This window comes from Pedobacter sp. UYEF25 (genome assembly GCF_054061655.1).
The window spans coordinates 309,953-334,510 of the sequence record NZ_JBSSEL010000003.1; the positions used below are offsets into that span (position 1 = coordinate 309,953).

Annotated in this window: 23 protein-coding genes; 14 read left to right on the plus strand and 9 right to left on the minus strand. The window is 37.1% G+C overall.

Going from position 1 to position 24,558, the window contains the following annotated elements; translation table 11 throughout:
* From ACVWYG_RS05340 to ACVWYG_RS05350, 3 genes are read right to left on the minus strand one after another with little or no spacing between them, the layout of a single operon-like run.
* A complete protein-coding gene (locus ACVWYG_RS05340; RefSeq protein ID WP_457269121.1) occupies positions 1–810 on the minus strand; it encodes a sensor histidine kinase in 810 nt (269 codons plus the stop codon).
* Positions 759–1,406, minus strand: coding sequence for a hypothetical protein (locus ACVWYG_RS05345; protein WP_457269122.1), 648 nt, complete (start codon positions 1,404–1,406; stop codon positions 759–761). The genes ACVWYG_RS05340 and ACVWYG_RS05345 overlap by 52 nt, the downstream gene beginning before the upstream one ends.
* Before the next feature lie 2 nt (positions 1,407–1,408).
* Entirely contained in the window at positions 1,409–1,816 is a 408-nt protein-coding gene (locus ACVWYG_RS05350; protein ID WP_457269123.1) for a hypothetical protein, read from the minus strand.
* Between the two features lie 232 nt (positions 1,817–2,048).
* On the opposite strand from ACVWYG_RS05350, the gene ACVWYG_RS05355 reads away from it, so the two are divergent.
* Positions 2,049–2,276 (plus strand): response regulator transcription factor, encoded by a 228-nt coding sequence (locus ACVWYG_RS05355; protein ID WP_457269124.1) that lies wholly within the window; start codon positions 2,049–2,051, stop codon positions 2,274–2,276.
* A 154-nt stretch (positions 2,277–2,430) separates the two neighbouring features.
* Here ACVWYG_RS05355 and ACVWYG_RS05360 read toward each other — a convergent pair whose 3' ends face one another.
* On the minus strand, positions 2,431–2,604 hold the full coding sequence (locus ACVWYG_RS05360; RefSeq protein WP_457269125.1) for a hypothetical protein: 174 nt from the start codon (positions 2,602–2,604) through the stop codon (positions 2,431–2,433).
* 239 nt (positions 2,605–2,843) lie between these two features.
* Between ACVWYG_RS05360 and ACVWYG_RS05365 the strand changes: the two genes are divergently transcribed.
* Both ACVWYG_RS05365 and ACVWYG_RS05370 read left to right on the plus strand, forming a co-directional pair.
* Entirely contained in the window at positions 2,844–3,875 is a 1,032-nt protein-coding gene (locus ACVWYG_RS05365) for a sensor histidine kinase (RefSeq protein WP_457269126.1), read from the plus strand.
* Between the two features lie 28 nt (positions 3,876–3,903).
* Entirely contained in the window at positions 3,904–4,653 is a 750-nt protein-coding gene (locus ACVWYG_RS05370; protein WP_457269127.1) for a LytR/AlgR family response regulator transcription factor, read from the plus strand.
* A gap of 5 nt (positions 4,654–4,658) precedes the next feature.
* Here the strand turns inward: ACVWYG_RS05370 and ACVWYG_RS05375 are convergent, their stop codons facing one another.
* Entirely contained in the window at positions 4,659–5,393 is a 735-nt protein-coding gene (locus ACVWYG_RS05375; RefSeq protein ID WP_457269128.1) for a lysophospholipid acyltransferase family protein, read from the minus strand.
* Between the two features lie 186 nt (positions 5,394–5,579).
* Here ACVWYG_RS05375 and ACVWYG_RS05380 point away from each other — a divergent pair, with 186 nt between their 5' ends.
* The 7 genes from ACVWYG_RS05380 (at position 5,580) to ACVWYG_RS05410 (ending at position 13,382) form a co-directional block, all read left to right on the plus strand.
* On the plus strand, positions 5,580–6,023 hold the full coding sequence (locus ACVWYG_RS05380; protein WP_457269129.1) for an SPOR domain-containing protein: 444 nt from the start codon (positions 5,580–5,582) through the stop codon (positions 6,021–6,023).
* Positions 6,010–7,194: a M20 metallopeptidase family protein gene (locus ACVWYG_RS05385; RefSeq protein ID WP_457269130.1), complete on the plus strand. Its 1,185-nt coding sequence runs from the start codon at positions 6,010–6,012 to the stop codon at positions 7,192–7,194. Before ACVWYG_RS05380 ends, ACVWYG_RS05385 begins: the two co-directional genes overlap by 14 nt.
* 109 nt (positions 7,195–7,303) lie before the next feature.
* The gene (locus ACVWYG_RS05390) at positions 7,304–8,251 is read left to right on the plus strand and encodes a hypothetical protein (RefSeq protein WP_457269131.1); all 948 of its coding nucleotides are present in this window, start codon (positions 7,304–7,306) and stop codon (positions 8,249–8,251) included.
* A gap of 56 nt (positions 8,252–8,307) precedes the next feature.
* Positions 8,308–9,873 carry a serine hydrolase gene (locus tag ACVWYG_RS05395; RefSeq protein WP_457269132.1) on the plus strand — a complete coding sequence of 522 codons (1,566 nt, stop codon included), beginning with the start codon at positions 8,308–8,310 and terminating at the stop codon, positions 9,871–9,873.
* A gap of 93 nt (positions 9,874–9,966) precedes the next feature.
* Entirely contained in the window at positions 9,967–11,910 is a 1,944-nt protein-coding gene (dnaG, locus tag ACVWYG_RS05400; RefSeq protein ID WP_457269133.1) for a DNA primase, read from the plus strand.
* Positions 11,911–11,965: 55 nt separating this feature from the next.
* A complete protein-coding gene (locus ACVWYG_RS05405; RefSeq protein WP_457269134.1) occupies positions 11,966–12,331 on the plus strand; it encodes a YraN family protein in 366 nt (121 codons plus the stop codon).
* Positions 12,309–13,382, plus strand: a complete 1,074-nt coding sequence (locus tag ACVWYG_RS05410) for a glutaminyl-peptide cyclotransferase (RefSeq protein ID WP_457269135.1) — start codon at positions 12,309–12,311, stop codon at positions 13,380–13,382. Before ACVWYG_RS05405 ends, ACVWYG_RS05410 begins: the two co-directional genes overlap by 23 nt.
* 94 nt (positions 13,383–13,476) lie before the next feature.
* Here the strand turns inward: ACVWYG_RS05410 and ggt are convergent, their stop codons facing one another.
* On the minus strand, positions 13,477–15,198 hold the full coding sequence (gene ggt, locus ACVWYG_RS05415) for a gamma-glutamyltransferase (protein WP_457269136.1): 1,722 nt from the start codon (positions 15,196–15,198) through the stop codon (positions 13,477–13,479).
* On the minus strand, positions 15,170–16,945 hold the full coding sequence (locus tag ACVWYG_RS05420) for an AMP-dependent synthetase/ligase (RefSeq protein ID WP_457269137.1): 1,776 nt from the start codon (positions 16,943–16,945) through the stop codon (positions 15,170–15,172). The genes ggt and ACVWYG_RS05420 overlap by 29 nt, the downstream gene beginning before the upstream one ends.
* Before the next feature lie 197 nt (positions 16,946–17,142).
* Here ACVWYG_RS05420 and ACVWYG_RS05425 point away from each other — a divergent pair, with 197 nt between their 5' ends.
* Complete coding sequence (locus tag ACVWYG_RS05425) at positions 17,143–17,613, plus strand: hypothetical protein (RefSeq protein ID WP_457269138.1); 471 nt, start codon at positions 17,143–17,145, stop codon at positions 17,611–17,613.
* 149 nt (positions 17,614–17,762) lie between these two features.
* Here ACVWYG_RS05425 and ACVWYG_RS05430 read toward each other — a convergent pair whose 3' ends face one another.
* The gene (locus ACVWYG_RS05430) at positions 17,763–19,592 is read right to left on the minus strand and encodes a M61 family metallopeptidase (RefSeq protein WP_457269139.1); all 1,830 of its coding nucleotides are present in this window, start codon (positions 19,590–19,592) and stop codon (positions 17,763–17,765) included.
* Between the two features lie 577 nt (positions 19,593–20,169).
* On the opposite strand from ACVWYG_RS05430, the gene ACVWYG_RS05435 reads away from it, so the two are divergent.
* From ACVWYG_RS05435 to htpG, 3 genes are all read left to right on the plus strand, one after another.
* Positions 20,170–21,021: an N-acetylglucosamine kinase gene (locus ACVWYG_RS05435; RefSeq protein WP_457269140.1), complete on the plus strand. Its 852-nt coding sequence runs from the start codon at positions 20,170–20,172 to the stop codon at positions 21,019–21,021.
* Between the two features lie 87 nt (positions 21,022–21,108).
* Complete coding sequence (locus tag ACVWYG_RS05440; protein ID WP_457269141.1) at positions 21,109–21,501, plus strand: response regulator transcription factor; 393 nt, start codon at positions 21,109–21,111, stop codon at positions 21,499–21,501.
* Positions 21,502–21,569: 68 nt separating this feature from the next.
* Complete coding sequence (gene htpG, locus ACVWYG_RS05445; RefSeq protein ID WP_457269142.1) at positions 21,570–23,456, plus strand: molecular chaperone HtpG; 1,887 nt, start codon at positions 21,570–21,572, stop codon at positions 23,454–23,456.
* 111 nt (positions 23,457–23,567) lie between these two features.
* Here htpG and ACVWYG_RS05450 read toward each other — a convergent pair whose 3' ends face one another.
* Positions 23,568–24,485 carry a mechanosensitive ion channel family protein gene (locus tag ACVWYG_RS05450; protein WP_457269143.1) on the minus strand — a complete coding sequence of 306 codons (918 nt, stop codon included), beginning with the start codon at positions 24,483–24,485 and terminating at the stop codon, positions 23,568–23,570.
* Positions 24,486–24,558: the final 73 nt, after the last annotated feature.

Consider the following 24,558-nt stretch of genomic DNA (forward strand, 5'->3'; position numbering starts at 1 on the left):
TTAAGGATAGGGGATTTCAATAAGAATTTTCGTTCCTATATTTTTCTCCGAATTTATGATTATTTTTCCAGCTATTAGCTCCACTCGCCGTCTGATTGAACTTAAGCCCATACCCGTTTTTTGGACGCCTGCATTGGCAACATCAAATCCGATTCCATCTTCTTCCACAATTAAGTAAAATGTGCCGTTTTTTATACTTGTAGAAATGGAAATGTTTTTTGCTTGGGCATGTTTAATAATGTTATTTACAATTTCTTGGAACATCCGAAGGATAATTAAATCTTTTTCGGGTGACGGAGCTACTGTTTCGTCGACTTCGTTTTTTACAACCAAATTAAAAACCTCCGTTTTTGAAAGCAATGCAACCTCTTGATCGATGATGTTTGCAATCCCCTTCTCTGCAATTTGTGTTCCATGAAGCTGCTTGGCTAAAGACCTAAGTTCTTTTATGGTTTTGCTTAAAATGGATAAGGAGTCCTCGATTTTCTTCTGTGCTTTTTCACTATCTGCTAGTTTGATGGAATTAAGCGTTAAAGAGGTTAAACTCAACAACTGTCCAATATTGTCGTGTAGATTTGTAGCGATGGTTTGCATGGTTTGCTCTTGAACTTCTACCATGGCTGTCAGCTTTTCTGCGGCAAGCTTTTGAGTTAACGCTACCTTCTCAAAAATGTGTTCTTTTTTGTGTTGATTGTAAGACCTTATATACAGAATAAGAAATAATGGAACAAGCAAAAAAATTGCAGTAGCGATAAATATTAGCTTTGTAATTTCTGCTGCCTGGCCCGGCAAATAAAGGAGTATGTCCAAAGGCTATAGAGAATTAAGTTCAAAACGGTGGTAAGGTAATAGTAAATAGAACGATTAAAAAGTTTGAGAGTGATTGACCTATAAAACAGATTAAAGATTACGCTGCCAAAATAAAAGAATAATATTCCCGTAACCCACCAAAATTCCGGATGATCGGAAATATTTACATATTTCTTGTCCTTTAAAAATAAATAGAAATACAGCAAGCTATAAATTACAAACAAGATACTTTCTACATTTTGGGAGAGTGAGTTGAAATCCATACCGGTATATCCTAAAAAAAAGTAAATATCGCTCAACGCCAACAGTATACTTCCACTAATTATCAACAGTTTTGGATCGATGTATGGTTTGAAACAGCAATACATTGTGTAAGAAATAAATCCTTGTTCTAGCAGATAGAAATAATTGTAAAGTGTTAAATTATTGTGATATTTTTCTGCCAAGTAGATGCCGAATCCTTCTGTAACACAAGTGACAAAAAGAAAGACAATTGCCAATCGCCAAAATAAGCTTTTATCTCTCCATAATAGAGCCAATCCTATGCAAAAGCACAGGATTTCAAATGTAACAGTGAAGGGGAAATAAAGTGGCATTGCTATAGTTTAACCCCTTCGCACATGTCCGGGCATCTATGTCCGCCGTTTGAAATTTCATTTGGATCGTCTACGTGGGTGCCGGTCGTTTGCATGGTCGCCATTTTTCTAACCGTTAATGATGTTGGTTCAGAGGGCATAGTTGGCACCAACAGAACCGTATTTTTGCCTTCGTTCCCAGCAAGGCAATGTGTTTTTTGATCACTTAAGTAACGAGCAAAATAAATTCTTAGACCGTCGTGTTTTCCATCTTCTAGTAATTTTGCAATTTCTAGAATTTGTTCAGCGGGAAACCAAATGGCTTTAGTGAATGATTTGCTTTCGCGTTGCTCAGGAGATTCATCAAAAACTGCTACCATCGCTGTGGCTAACGTAACAGGAACTTTTTCAATCTTGCTTCTAGAAATCATATTTATGGGTTTTTTGTTAAACGTAAAAATGCAAATTTCTTCCAAATTTATCAATAGGCTTACACCTTTTGAGAATACCGTAAAATTACCCTTTTAATTAGGGTGATTGGAACTAAGTCAGAAATGTTTTCATTGATACCTTTGGACATGTTAAAAAGCGAAAGTGAGCCATAGGGGATTTTTCGCAGTGCAAACATAACTAATACTGTTTAAACCTTAAATTCAACATGCCATGAACACTATGCAACATAGAAACAGTTATGATACCATCAGCGCAAGGGAAACCGATATCGTGCGGCTACTCGCTTTAGGTTATAACAGTAAAGAAATTGGAGATATGCTGTTTATCAGTGAGCACACCGTAAACACTCATCGAAGAAATATGGTTAGAAAGTTAGACTTAAGAAATACTTATCAGCTTATTGGCTGGGCATTTAAGCAGCGCGTGCTGTCTTTCTAATAATAAGAGACCAGTAAATAAACCTCTCCCTTATAATAGGCCTGCCAATGATCCCATCATTTGAGTAGGCTTATTTTTTTTTATATTTTTTTGGCTGCACACTTTGTTGTGTGAGAAGTAATGCTTTTCAATTCGGATAAACGACTTGAGTTTTTTAATAGAATAGCGAAACTGCAGTTTGCAAAATAGATTTGCTGGATGTTGTTTTTATAGCGGTGTCTTCATTTTTGTTAATCTGACTTGTGTTTAGTGATATGGTGAGTACAATCATCATAAAAACAGGCAATAACAATAATAAAAAAGGAGAAGTGTTTGCTAATTTTTTCATGGTATTTTCGTTTTACAATTCAAAGAAACGCAACCTTAAAGTTTTGCGAAAATGTATTATACCAATTGCCAAACATTGTAGACAAACCCGCCAAAAATCAGCTTTCCCGAAAAAATAGCGTTATAAAGGCGTTCGTCTAAAAAAAATGCCCGTTCGTAGAATGTTCGTTATTTATGTAGATAAAATATTTAATTTGCATCTCAGAATTTACTAAGACAAACCAAGCTATATTTGGATAGATGAAGAAAAATAGAGGGGAAATTATCGTTAATTTTATTTTTTGGATGTTTCCGTTGTTTTTTGCCGGTGCCGCTTTTTTAACCAATAGTACCCGAAGTCCAACTTATAATTGGATTACTTATGTTGGTTTTGGCGTGTTAAATATTTCGCTCTTCTACATTAACTATTTAATATTAATACCAGAATTCTTAAAAAAAAGAAAACAGTATGGGATTTATCTGATAACTTTTTTCGGTCTGCTTGCGCTAGCAATCTTAATAAAAGCAATTGTGGCTGCCTTAAATCCTGATGATATGTTGGTGCAATTTAGAGAGGCCACCGGAAAGAGGGAAATTCCTATCGCTAGTTATGTCGCCATCTCAGGATTTATTTCAGGCTTTTTTCTGATTTCTAGCGCGTTGGTGTTTTTTACAACAGATTGGTTTACAACTCAAAGAATAACTAGAGAAGCAGAGATGGAAAGTAGAGAAATGGAGCTTCAGTTCCTCAAATCTCAGTTAAATCCTCATTTTTTGTTCAATTCTCTAAATAATATTTATTCGCTTGCTTACCAAAAATCAGACAAAACAGCAGATGCAGTGATGAAGTTGTCTGAGATTATGCGCTACATGATTTACGAGAGCAATACGCCAACCGTAACGTTAAGCAAAGAGGTTGATTATTTAACAAGTTACATCGATTTGCAAAAAATCCGTTTTAAAGACGGGGCGTATGTAGAATTGACGATAAATGGAGAAATTGATGACCAGCGCATTGTACCACTTATGCTCATTTCTTTTGTAGAGAATGCTTTTAAGCATGGAATTGTCAATGATCCTTTGGATCCTGTGAGAATTAATATAACCGCCAATCAAAAAATATTACATTTTAGCGTTATTAATAAAAAAACTAAGCGAAACAAAGATGCGCAAGGGGGCGTAGGTCTTATGAATGTGGAAAGAAGACTGCAGCTGGTTTATCCCGAAAGGTATAAATTGCACGTGGTAAATGCCGAGGAACATTACACGACCGAGTTGTTGATAGATATTTAATTATGTTGGCAAAAAAAGAGAATTTTACATGAATATAAATTGCATTGTTGTAGACGACGAGCCGTTGGCTTTGGATATTTTGGTTGATTATATTTCTAAGATACCGTTTTTAACGCTAATAAAAAGGTGCGAAAATCCATTAGAAGCGCTGGAACTGGTACAGGCAGGAAATATAGATCTGGTTTTTTTAGATATCCAGATGCCTGAACTGACCGGAATTCAATTTCTTAAAATAGCCGGCAATAAGTGCAACTTCATACTCACAACTGCTTATCAAGAATATGCACTAGAAAGTTATGATTTAAATGTTGCTGATTATTTGTTAAAACCGATTGCCTTTGATAGGTTTTATAAGGCCGTAGAGAAAGTGCACAACAAACAAATGACGAACAAACAAGCAACTCCGCAAAATCAACAAATAGTTCCAGAAATTCTAGCTAATGTAGTAAGTAACCCAATTCAGGATTTTATTTTCGTTAAGACCGAACATAAAATCCAAAAAATTTATTTGAATGAAGTCCTGTATATCGAAGGTTTAAAAGATTACATATCCATTTTTACTTCAGAAGAAAGGGTAATAACACTTCAAAGTATGAAGAAAATGGAAGAATCACTACCTGAGCGCCAATTTATTCGGGTGCACAAATCGTATATTGTTTCAATAGATAAAATAGAAAGCATAGAGCGTAGCCGGATAAAAATTTGTGATAAAATAATTCCGATTGGTGATACGTATAGAGACGCCTTTTTTAGAGTTGTTGGCAACAAAAACATTTAGAAAATTTATTGTCCCAACTTTGCTCTAATCTGTTGCTCAACTTTTAAGATGGTTTCATTTGGCAATTGTTTGCTAGGATCTATCGGTTTCAAAACCGTCCATTTTAAGGCGTTACCTGTGGTTAATGGGTAGGAACCATACCGTACAATTTTCCAAGAATTTTCTATGGCAATTGGTACAATAAGCGCATTGGGTACTGCTTTTAAAAGGGTAGCGAGTCCACCAAATTGAAAGGGCTTTAATTTCCCATCTTTTGCTCGTGTGCCTTCTGGAAAAATTACAGTACTCCAGTTGTTGTTCTGCATACGTTTACCGAGCCTCAAAAGTTCGGCAATTGCTTGTTTGTTGTCTTTTCTATCTATGTTGGCGCCTCCGCCCAATCGCAAATTTATCGAAATGGACGGAATACCCTTCGTAAGTTCAATTTTTGAAATAAATTTAGCATGGTGTTTTTTTAAAAACCAAATGAGTGTTGGGATGTCGAACATACTCTGGTGGTTTGAGGCAAAAATAATTGGTCTATCAATTGGGAGATCATATTGATTATCGAAATTTATATGGTTGCAAAGCCATAATTGAGAATAGGTTAAAAAAAAGTTTAACCAATCTACTACTACCTTGTGGGCTTTATAACCCAAAAGTCGGTACGCAAGCCATTGTAATGGGTGAAATATTAAAAGAGAAAGTCCAAAAGAAAGGTAAAACAATGGAGTGAGTAAATAGCCAAAAAATTTGCTCATGGGCGCAAAACGGAAAGATTTGAACGGCAAAGATAGATATTAAAGCATCTTGTTTCAAGTTTTTGGCCTAAACTGTTGCTTTGCAAGAAGGTTTTAAAAGTACAGTTTGCAATGCCCAGCAATAATGTTCAATTTTGCACCAGCAATTAACCTTTACCTTTTTAGCGTACGCTGCGCAAATTTATTATGAAGATACTATTTTCAATTTCCTTGTTGCTTTTTGCAAGCAGTTTTTGTTTTGCGCAGAAAGGAAATGTCACCATTATAAAAGATCCGATGATTGATAGCCTTATCGCAAAGCGGATAGAGGTATACAAATCTGTCGACGGTCCTGTTGCTGCTGGAAAGCCAATAGTTTCTGCTTACGGCTACAGGGTGCAAGTGTATTATGGTTCTGATAGGCGCGAGGTTTTTAACCAGCAAAATACTTTTAGAGCAGAGAATCCTGGTATCAATACTTATATTATCTATAAAGCTCCAAACTATTATTTACGTGTTGGCGATTTTAGATCGCGTTTAGAGGCACAGCGATTGATGAGCGAAATTCGATCGTCGTTTCCAACGTTATTTATAATTAAAGAAAAGATTAATGCCCCAAATTTAGATGCCCCAGCCGATGATCAAAGATAAAATTACGACGCTTGCCAACAATATTTTTGCAGATGTAGTTGCCTATCGCAGGCACATCCATGCCCATCCAGAACTCTCTTTCAAAGAATTTGAAACTTCTGCGTACATCAAGGAAAAATTAATTTCTTGGGGCATCCCATATACGGAGTGCGCAAACACTGGCGTAGTCGGCCTTATAAAGGGCGATAAGCCTTCTGACAAAGTCGTTGCTTTGCGTGCAGACATGGATGCACTGCCAATCTTAGAAAGTAATGATAAAGAGTATAAATCTAAAAATATTGGTGTTATGCACGCCTGTGGACATGATGTGCACAGTTCATCTTTGCTTGGTACCGCTCGAATTTTAAATGAGTTGAAAGCAGAATTTGGAGGAACCATAAAACTGATTTTTCAACCGGCTGAAGAATTGCTTCCTGGCGGAGCAAGCATTATGATAAAGGAAGGGGTTTTAGAAAACCCTAAGCCTCAAGCAATTATTGGTCAACATGTTATGCCTTTTATAGCGTCGGGAAAAGTTGGTTTTAGGTCTGGGATTTACATGGCCTCTACCGACGAACTGTATGTAACAGTTACAGGAAAAGGTGGTCATGGCGCGCAGCCGCAACAGAATATAGATCCGGTTGTCATTGCGTCACACATCATTATAGCCCTGCAACAAATAGTAAGTAGGGTTGCAGATCCGCGTCTGCCCTCGGTGCTTTCCTTTGGAAAAGTGATTGCAAACGGCGCAACAAACATCATCCCCAACGAAGTAAAAATAGAAGGAACGTTTAGAACCTTGAACGAAGACTGGAGAGCAGAAGCGCACAAACGCATGAAGAAGATGGCCGAAGGCATGGCAGAAAGTATGGGTGGCCATTGCGATTTTGAAATCAGAAAAGGATATCCATTTTTAATCAACGAAGAAAAATTAACCAATCGCGCCAAGCAATGCGCCATTGAGTTTTTAGGAGCTGATAAAGTGGAAGATTTGGATATTTGGATGGCTGCGGAAGACTTTGCGTATTTCTCTCAAGCTGCTGATGCTTGTTTTTATAGACTCGGTACTGGTAATAAAGCAAAAAATACGTCCAATTCGGTACATACTTCAAATTTCGATATAGACGAAGATGCTTTGAAAATCTCGACCGGATTGATGGCTTATATTGCGGTGAAGCAATTGGGGAATTAGTGGTGATTGTCAATCATTATGGGAGAAATTTATCTTCGTTCATTTGTTGAAGCCAATTTACCATACGTAAATATCTTTTCGGGCATTGTTTTTGCCAACGTAAATCCGCATGAATAAATTTATTTTTTTAATAGGTTTCAGTCTTATAGCCGTGTCAGCAGCTGCACAAGAAATCCCTCGTTTCAATCCCGACACCATAAAAACCATTACATTAGATTCTGTTGTAAATGTTAAGGCTGAGCGTTTAAACATTGAAACTTTTATTAGAAAAATTATAAACGATACGTCTTTTTATCAATCGTTTAGAGATATGAAGCGGTACAGTTTTATTGCTGAAAACAGCGTTTATACCTATGATAAGAATGATAAAGTAAACGGTAGCATGTACCGAAAAATCAAGCACGATAACCATGGAAAATATAAAATGGAATATCTGGCTAAGATGGATAAGGGAAATATTTATAAACGGAATGGTAAATTTCAGCTCTATACAGTGGAAATGTTCGATTATATTTTTATGAATTCTTACAACAGCGACTTCATAAATGACGGCTCTATGAGTGATGGTTCAAACGGTGGAAAGAACGAGAGCTATAAAGATAAACTTAAAACCCTCATCTTTAATCCGGGCAAACCAATAAAGGGAATTCCGTTTATCGGTGATAAAACAGAAATTTTTTCTGCAAATATGAGGCAATATTACGATTATAGTTTTAGCAGCGGCATCTATTTAGACTCCATACCCGTTTATAGGTTTACGGTAGCGGAAAAACCAGATTTAAGTAGCTTTAGTAAAGGTAAAGTGATGATTAAAAAGCTGGTTACAATTTTTGATAAGCGTAATTTCAATATTTTGGGGCGTTATGTCGATATGAAATATAGCAATCTTTTTTTCGATTTTGATGTGCAGATGAACATAGAAATGAGCTATTTCGAAGGATTTAAGCTGCCAACAAAAATCAGTTACCAAGGCAACTGGAACATCCCTTTTAAAAAGGAAGAGCGTGCAAGCTTTCTGGTATTGCACAAAGATTATGAGCTAGAAAAGCCGAAGTAGACAATCGCCTCAATTAAAAGTTTTATTATCTTTAGCCTCTTTACTAACTATCTAAAATGAAGTCGAAAATTATATTAAAAGCCTTATTTTTTTCTGTTTTTTTTGCGTGGAGCTTCTGTTCTTATGCCCAGGTATTAACGTCTACGCAAATAGATAGTGTCGTAGAAAAAACATTAAAAACCTTTGATGTTCCGGGGATTGCCGTTGCAATTGTTAAAGATGGTAAACTTATCCATGCTAAAGGCTACGGGGTTCGATCTATTAAAACCAACAAATCAGTCGACGAAAATACCTTATTTGGGGTGGCGTCTAACACAAAGGCATTTACCGCTGCGGCTTTGGGCATGTTGGTAGATGAACATAAAATTACGTGGGATACTAGGGTGACAGATGTTATTCCAGAATTTAAAATGTATGATCCATATGTGACGAGTGAATTTACAATTAGAGATTTACTTACGCATAGAAGCGGACTTGGTCTTGGCGCTGGCGATTTAATGATCTGGCCAGATTCATCAGATGTAACAAAAGCTCAGTTGATTCACAATTTGCGTTTTTTGAAACCAGTATCGTCTTTTCGCACCAAGTTTGATTACGACAACTTGATGTATATCGTTGCCGGAGAAATTGTGACTCGAGTGGCAAAAATGCCTTATGAAGATTTTATCGAAACAAAAATTATTCAGCCACTTGGCATGACCAAAACAGCGGCGTCTTGGTATCGATTAAAGGATAGAAGCAATGTAATTGATGGACATGCTCCATATCAAGGAAAACTTATCCCGGTAGGTTTAAGTTTTGGAGAAGTAGCAAACGCAGCCGGAGGTATTTACTCTAATGTGGTAGATATGAGCAAATGGGTAACTGCCATGATAGACGGCGGGAAATATGGAGACAATTTAAGTAAACGTTTATTTTCTTCTTCGGTAGCGAACGAGCTTTGGTCACCGCAGACTATTATTTCTGGGGGGTCGCCTTATAACACCCACTTTACAGCTTACGGCCTGGGTTGGTTTTTAAGTGATGTCGATGGATATTTTCAAGCAACACACACAGGCGGACTTTCTGGCATCGTAACTCAAATTACCATTTTGCCCGAATTAAAACTGGGAATTATTGTATTGACAAATCAGCAATCGGGTGCCGCATTTAATGCGATAACAAATACCATTAAAGACGGATATTTTAAGGTAAAAAATCAAGATAGAATTAAGCAATACAATGATAGCAGGTTGGCGAGAGAGCAAGATGCAGATGCTGTTGTGAGCAAGATATGGAATGATATTATCCTCGAACAGAAAAAAAATAATCAGGCGAAGCCTAAAGAAACCAATTATTACGGAACATACAAGGATAGTTGGTTTGGTGAGGTATCCGTTAGCAACGTTAATGGAAAAATGCATTTTGCGGCTAAGAATGCACCAAAATTACGAGGCGACATGACTTTCTACAAAGGCAACACCTACATTGTTAAATGGTATGACAGAAGCTTAGATGCCGATGCTTTTGTAAATTTTACATTAGATACTAACGGGAAAGCAGATGGTTTTAAAATGGAGGCCATTTCGCCATTGACAGACTTTAGCTTCGATTTCCAAGATTTAGCTTTTAAAAAGCTTTAGTAATCTACACTTTAAATTGCAAAAGACTAACAACGAAAGCATTAGAAAAATATTTTTGCTAGATGTAGCCTTATAAAGCTACCTTACCCAAACATGATAAACCGCGAAACCATAGATAAAATTACTGATGCCGCGCGTATAGACGAGGTAGTTGGAGATTTTGTACACTTAAAAAAACGTGGAACGAGTTTAGTTGGAAATTGTCCGTTCCATGGTGAAAAAACGCCCTCTTTTCATGTTTCGGTAAGCAAAGGGATTTTTAAATGCTTTGGCTGTGGCATTGGTGGTGATGCCGTTAGTTTTGTGATGGAGCACGAAAAGTACTCTTACCCAGAAGCGCTAAAATTTTTGGCCAATAAGTACAACATCGAGGTCGAAGAAACAGAATTTACGCCAGAAGATACAGAAGCACAGAATGCAAGGGAGAGTTTATATATAGTTTCGCAATTTGCGGCTACTTATTTTGCAGAACAGCTTTGGAAAACAGAAGAGGGACAAGGCATTGGATTGAGCTATTTTAAGGAACGTGGTTTTAGAGAAGACATTTTAAAGAAATTCGAAGTCGGTTATTCTCCAGACAGTTGGGACGCGCTTACAAAAAGTGCAACAGATGCTGGCCATCAGCTTACTTTTTTGGAGCAAACTGGATTATCTATCAAAAACGACAACGGAAAAATTTACGATCGGTTTAGGGGAAGGGTCATTTTTCCAATACACAATTTTACTGGCAGAGTTATTGGTTTTGGCGGCAGAACTCTGAAAACCGATAAGAAAGTTCCAAAATATGTAAACTCGGTCGAAAGCGATATTTATCATAAGTCTAATGTTTTATATGGTTTGTTCCATGCGAAAAAGGCCATAAGAACAGATGACAATTGTTATTTGGTAGAAGGATATGCCGACGTGCTTTCCGTACATCAAGCAGGAATAGAAAATGTTGTCGCTTCTTCTGGTACTTCCCTTACGATAAATCAAATCGGTTTAATTGGGCGTTTTACCAAAAACGTGACCATGTTGTTTGATGGTGATGCGGCTGGAATTAAAGCTTCGTTACGCGGCCTTGATATGATTTTGGAGGAAGGTCTGAATGTAAAAATTGTTTCTTTTCCCGAGGGTCACGATCCCGATTCTTACATGCACCATGTCGGTGCTTCTGCATTTAAAGTTTATATAGAGCAAAATAGAGATGATTTTATTCTCTTCAAAGCGCGTACACTGCTTAAAGAGGCTGGTAAAGATCCAATAAAGCGCGCAGAAGTTATCAGAGATATTGTAGAAAGTATTGCGAAGATTCCGGATGACATTAAAGCGTCTGTTTTTGTAAGAGAATGTAGCAACCTTTTAGAAATAGAAGAACGGGTATTGCTTTCTGAATTGAATAAAATTCGTGCAGCTGAGTTAAAGAAAACTTTTAAAAATAATCCAGCTAATTACAATCAACCAGAAAATTATCCTGCGGATTATATTCCAGATGGTGCTTTTCTTTCTTTAGAAAAACCCGAACCAATCAATGACGATTACCAAGAAAGAGAGGTTGTGCGTTTGTTAATTACTTACGGAAATGAATTCGTAAACTGGGATAACTTAGATGATTTATACATCGGTTCTTTTGTTATCCAGAACCTAAATGACGTTACTTTTAGCAATACAATTTGTGCCAAAGTGATTCAGATTTATAGCAGCGAAGTTGATAATGGCCGCCTGCCCAAACCTAATTTCTTTATCAAACATGATGATGCAGAAATAGCAGATTTAGCGATTACACTTTCGAGTACGCCATATTCGCTGAGCGAAAACTGGGGAAATAAACACAATATTTTTGTACGAGATGAAAGTATGGATCTTAAAGCAACTATTTTGGGAGGTTTATATCACTTAAAAAAGCGAAAAGTGGAGAATATGCTGCAGAACGTGTTAAAAGAAATAAAAGAGGAAACAGACGGCGATAACCAGGTAATTTTGATGCAGAAGTATAGCATTATTAAAAGGGCTGAGGCGAACATTTCTAAATTTTTAGGTTCAGTAATTGTGAAATAACGTTAAAAAGAATAGAACGCCTAACTTAAATTGTAATTTGGCACATAATTTTATCATGGCATTACACAATGATTTAGGTAGGAGAGGAGAAGAACTTGCCAAAGTTTATTTACAAAATGAAGGATATGAAATTTTAGATGAGAACTGGGAATTTGGAAAAGCGGAGATTGATCTAATTGTTTATAAGGATAAGATTATGGTATTTGTAGAAGTAAAAACTAGAAGTTCCAGAAATTTTGGTAATCCTGAGGATTTTGTAACGGTTTCGAAACAAAAACAAATGGAAATTGCCTCTACAGAATACATTGAACTCATGGAACACAAGAATGACATTCGTTTCGACGTAATTGCCATTTTATTTAACAAAGATAAAACGTATAATTTAAAACATATTGAGGATGCTTTTTGGCCTGAAGATTAAAAAACCCATCGTATTAGCGATGTTAATTGCGATGATTTATGCGTGTAAAAATGAAAACGCCAATACTTATCGTAGTTTTATTACGCCCGAAATGGGGTCTAGTATTGCACTGGGCAACCCCTTAAACGTTAAAATACTTTTTGGTAACGATAAGAAGGTAGATTCTGTGGTCTATTTGTTAGATCACACACATTACCTTTCAAAAAACGATACCAGTGAGGTTTCTATAAAAACAGATGAGCTGTTGCTTGGCAATCATTTGCTTGCCGCAAAGATTTTTTCTGGCGGTAAGTCTGAGGATCTAACCTCAAATTTTATTCTGCTTTCTAACATCATTCCTCAAGCATATGGCTATGAAATCATTAAAAAGCTTCCACATGATACCTCCTCTTATACTGAAGGATTTGAGTATCATGATGGTTTCTTCTATGAGAGTGCTGGAGATTATGGCCATTCTAGTTTGCGAAGAGTGGAAGTTAATAGTGGTAAGGTGTTACAAAAAGCCACATTAGATTCTGCGTATTTTGGCGAGGGAATTACAATGATTGGCAATAAAATTTTGCAACTCACTTACAAGACAAATGTAGCTTTTGTGTACGAAAAATCTACTTTTAAAAAGCTCGAAACAATACCTTATACAGTGGGACAGGAAGGTTGGGGTATGTTTTTTGACGGCTCAAAAATTTTAACTACAGACGGCACAAACAACATCTACTTCTTGGATAAAAACACATATCAAAAAACTGGAGGCATTCAAGTTTTTGACAATAAGGGCCCAATAGATAGCCTTAACGAATTAGAAGTTGTAGACGGGAAGATTTATGTAAATGTGTACACTCAAAATTATTTCCTCATAGTAAATGAAAAGACAGGAGCTGTAGAAGGAAAAGTAGATATGTCGGGATTGCTTCCGGATGGCTATTTTAAAACGGATTATGCGATAGGCAACAATGTATTAAATGGAATAGCCTACGATAAAGTTGGTAAAAGACTGTTTGTAACTGGTAAAAAATGGCCTTATGTCTTTCAAATTAAGCTGATTAAAAAATAGGAGCGCGTAATAATTAATTTTATGTTATTGATCTTTGTGCGGTTTAATCATCAACCATCACACATTAATCCTTACTCATAATTCGGCACGCGTACTAATATCCTGCAATTTCGTCATCTCCTCTTGGGTCTGCGCCACCTTGGTATTTTCCCCACGGCATTCTTAAAATGGCATCAACCCGACCGATATTGCCGGATTTTATGATTTTATAACCTTTATTTTTTAACTTCTGTACGGCTATACTGTCGAGAGCGCCTTTTTCCACATCAACTTGATCTGGTAACCATTGGTGATGAAATCTTTTAGCTTCTACCGCTTGTTGCATCGACATTCCAAAATCGATCACATTTAAAATGGTCTGAAACACTGATGTGATGATGGTTGAGCCGCCTGGAGTTCCAACGACCATAAAAAGCTTTCCATCTTTTGCTAAAATAGTGGGTGTCATTGAACTTAGCATCCGTTTATTCGCCGCAATTTCATTCGCTTTGCCACCAACAAGGCCAAACATATTTGGTGCTCCAGCCTTCACAGAAAAATCATCCATCTCATCGTTTAACAAAAAACCTGCGCCTTTTACCACAATCATGGATCCATAAGATGCATTTAAGGTTGTAGTAATGGCCACCGCATTTCCATCATGATCTATAATAGAAAAATGCGTAGTTTCCAGATGTTCGGGAGTGCCAACTTGGCCGGCTTTTATGGACGCGCTACTACTTGCAGAATCAAAGCGGAAGCTAGCCATCCTATTTTTGTTATAAGTTGGATTCAATAATTGGGCTTGCGGCACCTTATAGAAATCCGGATCGCCTAAGTGCGTTGCTCTATCTGCATATACTCTGCGTTCTGCCTCGACCATTACCTGAAATGTAGCCTCTGAATTGTGTCCCCATTTTTTAAGAGGATACGGCTCAACTGATTGTAAAAGCTGTACCAGGGCGATTCCGCCACTTGAAGGAGGTGGCATCGTAATCACTTCATAACCTTTATAATTGCCTATTATTGGCTTTCGCCAAATCGCTTTATAATCTTTTAAATCTTGGTGTGTAATAATTCCATTTCCGGCTTTCATCTCCGCAATAATCGAGTCTGCTACCGCGCCCTCGTAGAATCCTGCTTTTCCTTTTTCTTGGATTAATATTAAGGTATTTGCCAACTCTTTCTGGATAAGTAACTCGCTTTCTTGCCAAGGGCCGGTTAATTTTATCAAAGCCGTTCCTTCTGGATTATAACGCATAAATGTAGGATGATTGGCGTTAAGTTCTGCGGCCTGACGTTTTGTAATTGGGAAACCATTTCTGGCCAAATCAATAGCTGGCTGCAATAAAACCGACCAAGCTAACTTTCCGTACTTTTTGTGAGCAGCTTCCATACCAGCCACAGAACCAGGTACGCCAGATGCAATTTGCCCATGTAAACTCTTGTTTACAACAGGATTTCCCAAGCTGTCCAGATACATATCTCTAAGAGCAGCCGACGGGGCTTTTTCTCTAAAATCTAATGTATTACTTTCGCCAGACGCAGCTCGGTAAACCATAAATCCGCCGCCACCAATATTTCCTGCATTGGGATAAACCACCGATAAAGCAAACTGTACAGCAACCGCTGCATCTACCGAATTACCTCCTTTTTTTAAAATTTCAATACCCACTTTTGACGCGATTCCGTTTGCAGAAACCACCATGCCATTTTTAAATTCTCCGCTATTATTTTTCCCTAGCTGACCCGCTGCGCAACCATTTAAAATTAGCAGGAGCGAAATATTTATACAACGCCAAACAATCTTAATGTTGAGGTTTGAAACTTTCTCCATCTGTGTAGATTTTATCGATTAAAACTGCGTTCTTTTCATTGATTACTTTTCTTTTCAAACTTAACTTTGGGGTAAGTTCACCACCTGTAATACTCCATTCTTTGGAAAGAAGCGCAAAACGTTTAACTTTTTCCCAATTGCCAAAGTCAGCTCCAAATCTATCTATTTCTTCTTGTATTTTTGCTTCCACACTTGGGTCTTTAATTAGTGTAGACTCATCAGAAAAGCTGACATTATGCCTGTCGGCCCATTTTTTTAAAAAGATAAAATTCGGAACAATAAGGGCAGAGGGGAATTTTCTGTTTTCTCCCAATACCATAATCTGTTCTATAAAAGGAGATTCTTTGTATTTATTTTCGAGGATTTGCGGTGCAACATATTTTCCTCCGGCAGTTTTAAACATTTCCTTTTTTCTATCGGTAATTTTCAGGAATCTGCCGTCTATAAGTTCCCCAATGTCTCCCGTATGAAACCAACCTTCCAAATCAATTTCTTTGGCAGTTAAATCCGGCCGATTGTAATAACCTTTCATTACGTTTTCGCCACGAACTAAAATTTCTCCATCTTCAGCAATCTTTAACTCTGCACCTTTGATCAGTTCGCCCACCGTACCGAACATTATTCCTGACAGGTGATTTACTGTAATAACAGGTGAGGTTTCGGTAAGTCCATAACCTTCGAAAACAGGCATTCCTGCAGCCCAGAATATTCTCGCAAGGCGCGGATTTAGGGCAGCTCCGCCTGATATGATTACGTTTACATTACCGCCAAGAGCAGCTTGCCATTTGCTAAAGACAAGTTTTCGAGCGATATTGAGTTTAAAGGTATACCAGCCGCTCACCTCGGTATCGAAATTTTCGGCAAGCTTTAAAGCCCAAAAGAAAATCTGCCGCTTTAGTCCCGTAAGTTCCTTGCCTTTTTCTAATATCTTGTCGTAAACTTTTTCTAATAGCCTTGGGACTGTAGAAAACACTTGTGGTTTTACATGTTGTATATCAGAAACGATGGTTTCCATACTTTCTGCATAATAAATATCCACTCTGGAAAACATGTACAGATAAATTATCATCCGCTCGAAAATGTGGGACAGCGGTAAGAAACTTAAACCTTTCTGAAGGTTGCCGGGAAGAATGACAGCAGAATTTTTAAAATTAGAAACGAGGTTATTGTGTGTTAGCATTACGCCTTTAGGTGTGCCCGTAGTTCCAGAAGTATAAATAATGGTTAACAAATCGTCTGCGGTAATGGCAGATCTATACGTTTCTAAATCAATTTCTAATGCAGTTTCTCCATCTTTTAGCAGTGTGTCCCAATGGGTAGCGTTTTGAACGACATCGAAAGTGAATATTTTAATTTCTGGATTTACCTTCTCTACGCAAGAGCGCAATTTGGCATATAACTCTTCGCCGGAAACAAAGATGATCGTGATTTCTGCATCGCGCAAAATAAATTCAATATCATGGCTAGATAATGTGGGATATAACGGTATTTGATAGGCACCCAGCTGATTTGCTGCAAAATCTGCAATATTCCACTCGGGGCGGTTATGAGACATGACCGCCACCCGTCCACCTTTGCCAATACCCTGTTTAACTAACCCGCGGGATAATTTGTCTACAGTCTTGCAAAAAGACTCAGTGGAGTAATTTATCCATTTTCCTGCAAGTTTCCCACTCACAAATTCTAGTTTAGGTGTATCTAAACTATGTTTTAGCAGGTCGAAAACCCTTGTTACATTTTCGTTCATAATGGTTAGGTATTGTGCTGTTAAGTTAATAAAAATCGACTGTATGTAACTGTTTTATAGCTGATTTTTACTCGAAATTAAATACATTGAGCATGATCAGTTTATAATTAAGGCTATAATCGGACTAATCAATTGTTTCACATGACAATTAAATGGCATTAAAATTGCTATCGATCGAACAACTTAAATTTAACATTATGAAAAAGATTCTATTTACTATTTTAGCAGCCGGAGGCTTATTTTTATTTTCAAATAATACAGCCTTTGCCCAAAATTACAAAACAGGTGCAGGTTTAGGAATTGATTTTGGCGACGGATCCACTCTTGTTGGTCCAACTATAAGACATCACTTTAGTAAAAATGGCGCAGTACAGGGCGAAGTATTGTTCGGGAGCAATGCCACCTTCATTCAAGCCTTTCTGCAATATAACGCGGCAATTCCAGGCGCAAAGGGTTTAGATTTCTTTGCTGGCGGTGGTCCATCTGTTGGCATAGGAAACGGAAGCTCGGCGTTCTATTTAATTCCGATGGGCGGGCTCGATTACAAATTCGACGGCGCGCCGATCGCATTATCTTTAGATTGGAGGCCAAGGATATACATCGGCGACAATAATAGCAGCACGAACGTGGGAAGATTTGGACTTGGATTTAGATATACTTTTAAATAATTGATAATTTATCTATCAGTAATAACGCCCTTGAGATATTTTTCAAGGGCCTTATTGTTTTAGTAAGATGTAATTTGAAATTCGGTCAGCAGCAGTTAAACGTTTTTAACTCTCCATTGCCACAGTTAAACCCTGCTAAGTTATATGGTTTATTTTTCAGTCCATTTTATGAAAACGGCTTTTTGTGCGGCGGTTTGTTTCGGGTCAATGTTTGGTTTTAATCTCACATTTGGATTTACATCTAATTTTAGATCGATCGTTCTTTCAACGCCATCCCTATTTACAGTGATAGAAATTTTATCGCCTATGGCTTTGTTTGTAACCACAGGGATGGTATCTAAATCTACTTTTGGACTGGTTAATTTTACGTTGGCAAATACTTCTTGCAGGGTTAAACCGTCTATTTTAGAGATTTCGTCATTTACGTTGAGTCCCGACAACCATGCTGGCGAATCTCTATCAATTCCACTAACGGTTACTGCGCTATTGCTCAGCGAAGCAGTTGCGCCAGTATATGGTTTGCCTGGCGTCGCATTCTCAGCAGAAATCATCACGCCAGCGTATCCAAAATATTTATTGTAATCTACATCCTCAACACCATAAACATAGTTATTCCAAAAATCAGTAAAGTTTTCGCCAGATACTTTTTCTACCATTGCTTTAAACTCTGCGTCGGTATAACCGCGATTTAATTTTTTGCACTGCAAATACATTGCTTTCATCACATCATCCAAACTCTTGGTGCCATTTGTTGCATTAATGATTTTCAAATCCATCATTATTCCGATCACTTCGCCTTTGTTGTAGTAGGATATAGAGTTGTTTTTAGAGTTTTCATTTGGTCTGTAACCGATAATCCAAGCATCGTAGCTTGCGGCAGCTGCCGATTGATATTTCGCACCAATGGTATTTTTTACAGTTGCAACGCCAGAAGTTACTGCGCTTAGAAATTCTTCGTTAGTTGTAAAACCCGCTCGCAACATGTATTTATTTTCATAGTAGGAAGTAAATCCTTCAGCGATCCACAAATCGGTCGTGTAATTCTCTCTATCATAGTCAAATGGACCTAACGCCACAGGGCGAAGTCTTTTAACGTTCCAAAGGTGGTGATATTCGTGTGCAACCAATCCAAGAAACGATTTGTACCCTTTTTCAGAAGCATATCCCATTCTGCTTGCGCCCAAAGTGGTGGAATTTAAGTGCTCCAAGCCGCCGCCGCCTCTCGCATAATTGTGTACGATAAACACATAATACTTATTTGGATTCTCCCCATAAACGGCTGTTTCTTGTTCTACAATTTTAGCCATATCTACCTTTAGTTTCTCCTTATCGTAATTGCCACCGCCGTACATAGCAACTTCATGCCTAACACCAGCTGCATTAAACTCAAAAATATCCTGATTGCCGACCTCTATCGGACTATCGAACAGAAGATCGAAATTCGGAGCCACATAGGTGAATGCTTTTCCCTCTACGGGACTTAAGCCTGTAGAAACTTTAGTCCAAGTTTTATAAGGAACTATAGTTACTGTACTTGGCGATTGAATTAAGCCATCAGGATACATGAAAATGCCTGTTGGCGATAAAAAAGCATGGGAGTCATCGATAAAAGGCGTTCTGACAGAAATCTCAAATGCATACACGCGATAATTTATTTCGATGTTTTTTGCATTTGCAGAGAAAATCCGCCAAATATTTTTCCTTACTTTCTCTACTCGAAGAGTTTTGCCCGACGAAGTCGCTCTAAATTCTTCTACACTTTTTTCAAATTCTCTAAGGAGGTAGGATCCTGGCGTCCAAACAGGCATTTTTACATCTACATAGTTTTTAACTAAATTAGAAATGTTCATTTTAACTTCAGCGTAATGTGCTTGAGGCTCCTTAAACGAAACTTCAAAACCTATTTTCACCTGTGCTCTTGTTGTCATAATTCCAAATAAAATAAATACTGCACTTAAAGTTGTCGTTCTTTTTACCATATCTTTTTGCTTTACCCACAAATTTATAGTTATTGGCGACTTTTTCTAAGAAAAGATGCGAAGATTAAAGACATTTCTTGCTTTTTCAATCTCAGAGGCAGACAAAATTTTTTCTATTGGCTGGATTGAAAATAGTTCTACTAGTTATTTGATAAATAAACCGCCGATATAAATTCTTCCATGTATAGGCAGATGACTAAATCTACACAGATAAACTTGGATCATTTGGGCAGACGGGAGAAAGGTTGATCTATATACAATATTCTGCCAGTTATTTTTACAGTCCTAGTTTCAAAGTTATCGTTATTTGTATTGGCAATAGAGAGAATTTTTGGAATAATTATGAGACGCGATATCAATTGGCTACCCGCACAGCATCTTTTCTTCGCCAATAAAAGATAATGACACGTTGCGTGTTAAAATGCTCCAAAAAAACCAAGTGTATAGCGCACTGATCTCCAAGTTTTTTGATTAATTCTGCCAGAAGTTGCCTTTACGTTTTTGGATTTCAAAACGAAAAACAATAAATTCAAGAAATAATTACGAAAAAATATCAATTTTTTTTAAATTTATCGCCATGATTCTTGTGGCAGATAGCGGTTCGTCAAAAACCGATTGGATGGGGTATGATAAGGGCAAAACTTTTGAATTCAGCACCATTGGAATAAATCCTTATTTTTTGAACGAAGCAGGCATCAGTATGCATATTTCAAAAAATTCGGATCTTTTAAATTGTGCGCCGGTGGTTAAGGAAATTTATTTTTTCGGCGCCGGTTGTTCCTCACCCGATAAACATGAAGTTGTTTCTAATGGCTTATCGGCTGTTTTTAAAAATGCTTTCATTTCTGTAGATCATGATTTGCTCGGCTCTGTATATGCCACTTGTGGCAATGAGGAAGGCCTAGTTAGCATATTGGGCACTGGCAGTAATGTTTGCTATTTTGATGGAAAAAAAATTCATGAAGGTGTGCACGGACTTGGTTATGTGCTGGGAGATGAAGGCTCAGGAACTTTTTTTGGGAAAAAAGTTTTACTTGGTTATCTATGTAAATCAATGCCCAAGGAGCTTAGAAATACGTTCCGAGAGGTGTATGGTGCGAAAAAAGAAGAGGTAATTACGCACGTTTATCAACAGCCTTTTCCAAATATTTATCTCGCTAATTTTAGTAGGTTCATGGCGGATAATAGCTCACATCCATACATTAAAGAGGTTTTAAGAGAAGGTTTTCAAGAATTTGTAGACACCAACCTTAAAGATTATCTCAATTATCAGCACAATCCTTGTCACTTTGTCGGCTCAATCGCCCATTATTATCAAGAATCACTGAAGGAGGTTTTAGACAAGAATGGCATTCAAATAGGAAAGATACTCCATAAGCCGATAGAAGAGCTTTTTAACTTTATACTGAAACAAGAAGGTATGGTATAAGTGCATAGGAATGGGCGAATTAAATAAGAAATCATTTTAAACAGAATGCAGAAATGAGTGTTATCAATGTGTGCAAATAAATACAGTATGAAAAAAATATTAGTAGTAGACGATGATCAAGAGGTTTTGGAAACGCTAGAGTTGATTTTAGAGCTTGGTGGTTTCGAAGTGTCGGGGTTGGATAATGGAGAAGAAATTTTTGAAAGGATAGCGTATTTTGAACCCGATTTAATTCTACTTGATATATCTTTAGGTCATATAGATGGGCGTTTGCTTTGTGAACAATTAAAGGCTTCAGATGCTACTTCCTACATTCCAATTCTTTTAATTTCTGGATTATATCAGGCAGATGAAATCTCATCTTTACAACACGGACAGGATGATTTTCTTTCTAAACCTTTTCAAATGGACGTGCTACTGGAAAAGTTAGCAGCAATCTTATCGAAACAAGAAAACGAAAGCAGTTATAAATTAAACTAGTCTGTCAATTTGGCAAAATTTTGTTTTGGAACAGCCCTTGTTATGCTTTGGTTTAAAATTATTAAGCTATGAGTATACAGGAAAAGGGAAGTATCTCTATTCACACCGAGAATATTTTTCCAATTATAAAAAAGTTTTTATATTCTGACAATGAGATTTTTCTTCGCGAGCTTGTTTCTAACGCAGTTGACGCCGTTCAGAAGATAAAACGGTTAGGCGCTTTAGGGCAATATACTGGCGAAGTTGGTAAGCCGTTGGTAGAGGTTGCTGTAGATAAAGATAAAAAGACGATAACTGTTAGCGATAACGGTTTGGGAATGACTGCAGAAGAGATAAAGAAGTACATCAATCAAGTAGCATTTTCTGGAGCGAGTGAATTTGTAGAGAAATTTAAGGATTCAAAAGATGCTAATGAAATTATCGGGAAGTTTGGGTTGGGTTTCTACTCTGCCTTTATGGTTGCAGATCTTGTAGAAATAAATACCCTGTCTTATCAAGAAGGTTCCGAACCTGCAAAATGGGTGTGTGATGGGAGCACCGAGTTCGAGATTTCTGAAGGAACAAGGACTGCAAGAGGTACGGATATTGTGCTTCACATTAATAAAGATTCTGGAGAATTTTTAGAAGACAGCAAAATACAAGATATTTTAGATAAGTACGCGAAATTCTTACCTGTTCCGATAAAATTTGGAATCAAAACCAATTCTGAAGAAGACGGAGAGGATGCTGAAGGCAAGAAAAAATACATTGATGTAGCTGTTGACAACATCATTAACACCACCAATCCAATTTGGACAAAAGCGCCTGCCGAATTAAAGGACGAAGATTATTTGAATTTCTACAAAGAGTTATACCCTTTTACAGAGGAGCCTCTTTTCTGGATACATCTTAACGTTGATTATCCTTTTAATCTTACCGGCGTATTGTATTTCCCAAAATTGAAAAATGATTTTGAAATTCAGAGAAATAAAATAAAACTGTATTCGCGCCAGGTATTCATCACTGATGAGGTAAAGGATATTGTTCCTGAGTTTTTGATGCTGTTGCATGGCGTGATAGATTCTCCAGATATCCCCTTAAATGTTTCTCGAAGTTTTCTTCAAGCTGATGGAAATGTAAAAAAAATCAATAATTACATCACCAAAAAGGTAGCGGATAAACTGCAGGAATTGTTTAATAAAGATCGAAAAGCTTACGAGGATAAATGGAAAGACATTGGTATGTTCGTTAAGTATGGTATGATAAGTGAAGAAAAGTTTTATGAGAAGGCGAAAGATTTTGCGCTGCTTGGAAATACTGAAAACAAACTTTTTACGCTGCCAGAATATCACGAGAAGGTTAAAGAGCTACAAACCGATAAAAATGGCAATGTAGTGTACATTTACACCAACGATGCCCAAAAGCAGGATGCTTTTATACAGTCTGCAAATAAGAAAAATTACGATGTATTGGTGTTAGATTCTCCGATTGACAATCATTTTATTAATCAGTTAGAGCAAAAACTAGAAAAAACTACGATTAAACGCGTAGACTCTGGGGTCGCTGATAAATTGATAGAAAAAGATGAAAACAATGAGCACGTCCTTTCTGAAGATCAAGTGAAACAGGTGACTGAAATTTTTGAGAAGGCCATTACCCGACCTGGAATGCAGGTAGAAGTAGTTGCTTTAAATCCAGAAGAAATGCCAGTAACCGTTACCATGGATGAGTTTATGCGAAGGATGAAGGATATGGCCGCGATGGGCGGTGGAATGGGATTTTATGGTCAAATGCCCGATAATTATAAGGTGGCCATTAACGGTAATCATGCCCTGATTGGTAAAATTCTAAAGGCTTCTGCAGAAGATCAGGCAACTTTGGTGAAGCAAGCGGTAGATTTGGCGCTCTTATCGCAGGGAATGCTTACAGGTCCAGAATTAACTTCGTTTGTAACTAGAAGTGTGTCGTTAATTTAGCTTATTTAAGAAACTTAAATAATTTTTTAGCGCTCAGATAATAATCTGGGCGCTTTTTATTTTTAAGATTTTTATTGAATCTTTTAAACTCAATTCAACAGTGTGGTGGCATTATTCAGGAAAATTATTGCTCTTCTGTTGAAGATTCACTTCCATTTCGCTCAACGTTTGGCCACCTTTAATGCCAAAATCTAAGGTTCGGATTGGGTAAGGAATCATAATATCGTTCGCATCGTAAGCTTTTTTGATTTTAATAATCGCGTCGCTTCCAACTTTCAAATAATCAGGCTGTTCCAAGGAATTTACCCAAAATCTAATGGTATAATTGATAGAACTGTCCCCAAATTCATTGTAAAACATAGTGGTTTTCTCATTTATGTCCAATCCTGGAAGATCTTTAACTGCATCCATCGTAATTTGAGCAACTCGTTCCAAGTCTTCCCCATAAGAAACACCAATAGACAGGTCGAATCGCCGCTTTCCTAACATAGAAAAATTTTCTATTGGATTTTGAAAAACCTCTTTATTTGGGATAATAACCATTTGGCCTTGAAAAGTTCTAATTACCGTATCTCGAAGATTGATAGATTCTATCTTCCCCATAAAATCCTTAATTTTTACAATGTTGCCTACACTAATTGGTCTGCGAAAAGAGATAAAAATTCCGGACATAAAATTTGCTGCAATGTCTTGAAACGCAAAAGCGAAGGCCAAACCCAATAAACCAGCACCGCCTAAAATGGTAGTTATGGCCTTATCTAAGTTTAAAATGCTTAGCGCGATAAAAACAACTATCCCAAGAAAAAATATATAAATAATGGAAGAAAATAAGTTATTTAAGGTATGGTTTCTAAAAAGTTTATCCAATAATTTAGTAGCAAGTTTATGAATGTACCTAGCTACAAAAAAGCCAATAACGACCACTATCGTAGCCAATAAAACATTTGGTAATATTTTAATAAAGTCCTTTAACCATAACGATAATTTGTCTGTGATTAGTTTCGCGGAGTCGTTTATATTAAAATTCATCTGATTGTTTATGTGGTTTTATTGAAGCAATGGTTGTTCGCGTTAATACGTTAACAAATAAAAGTCAAAATTG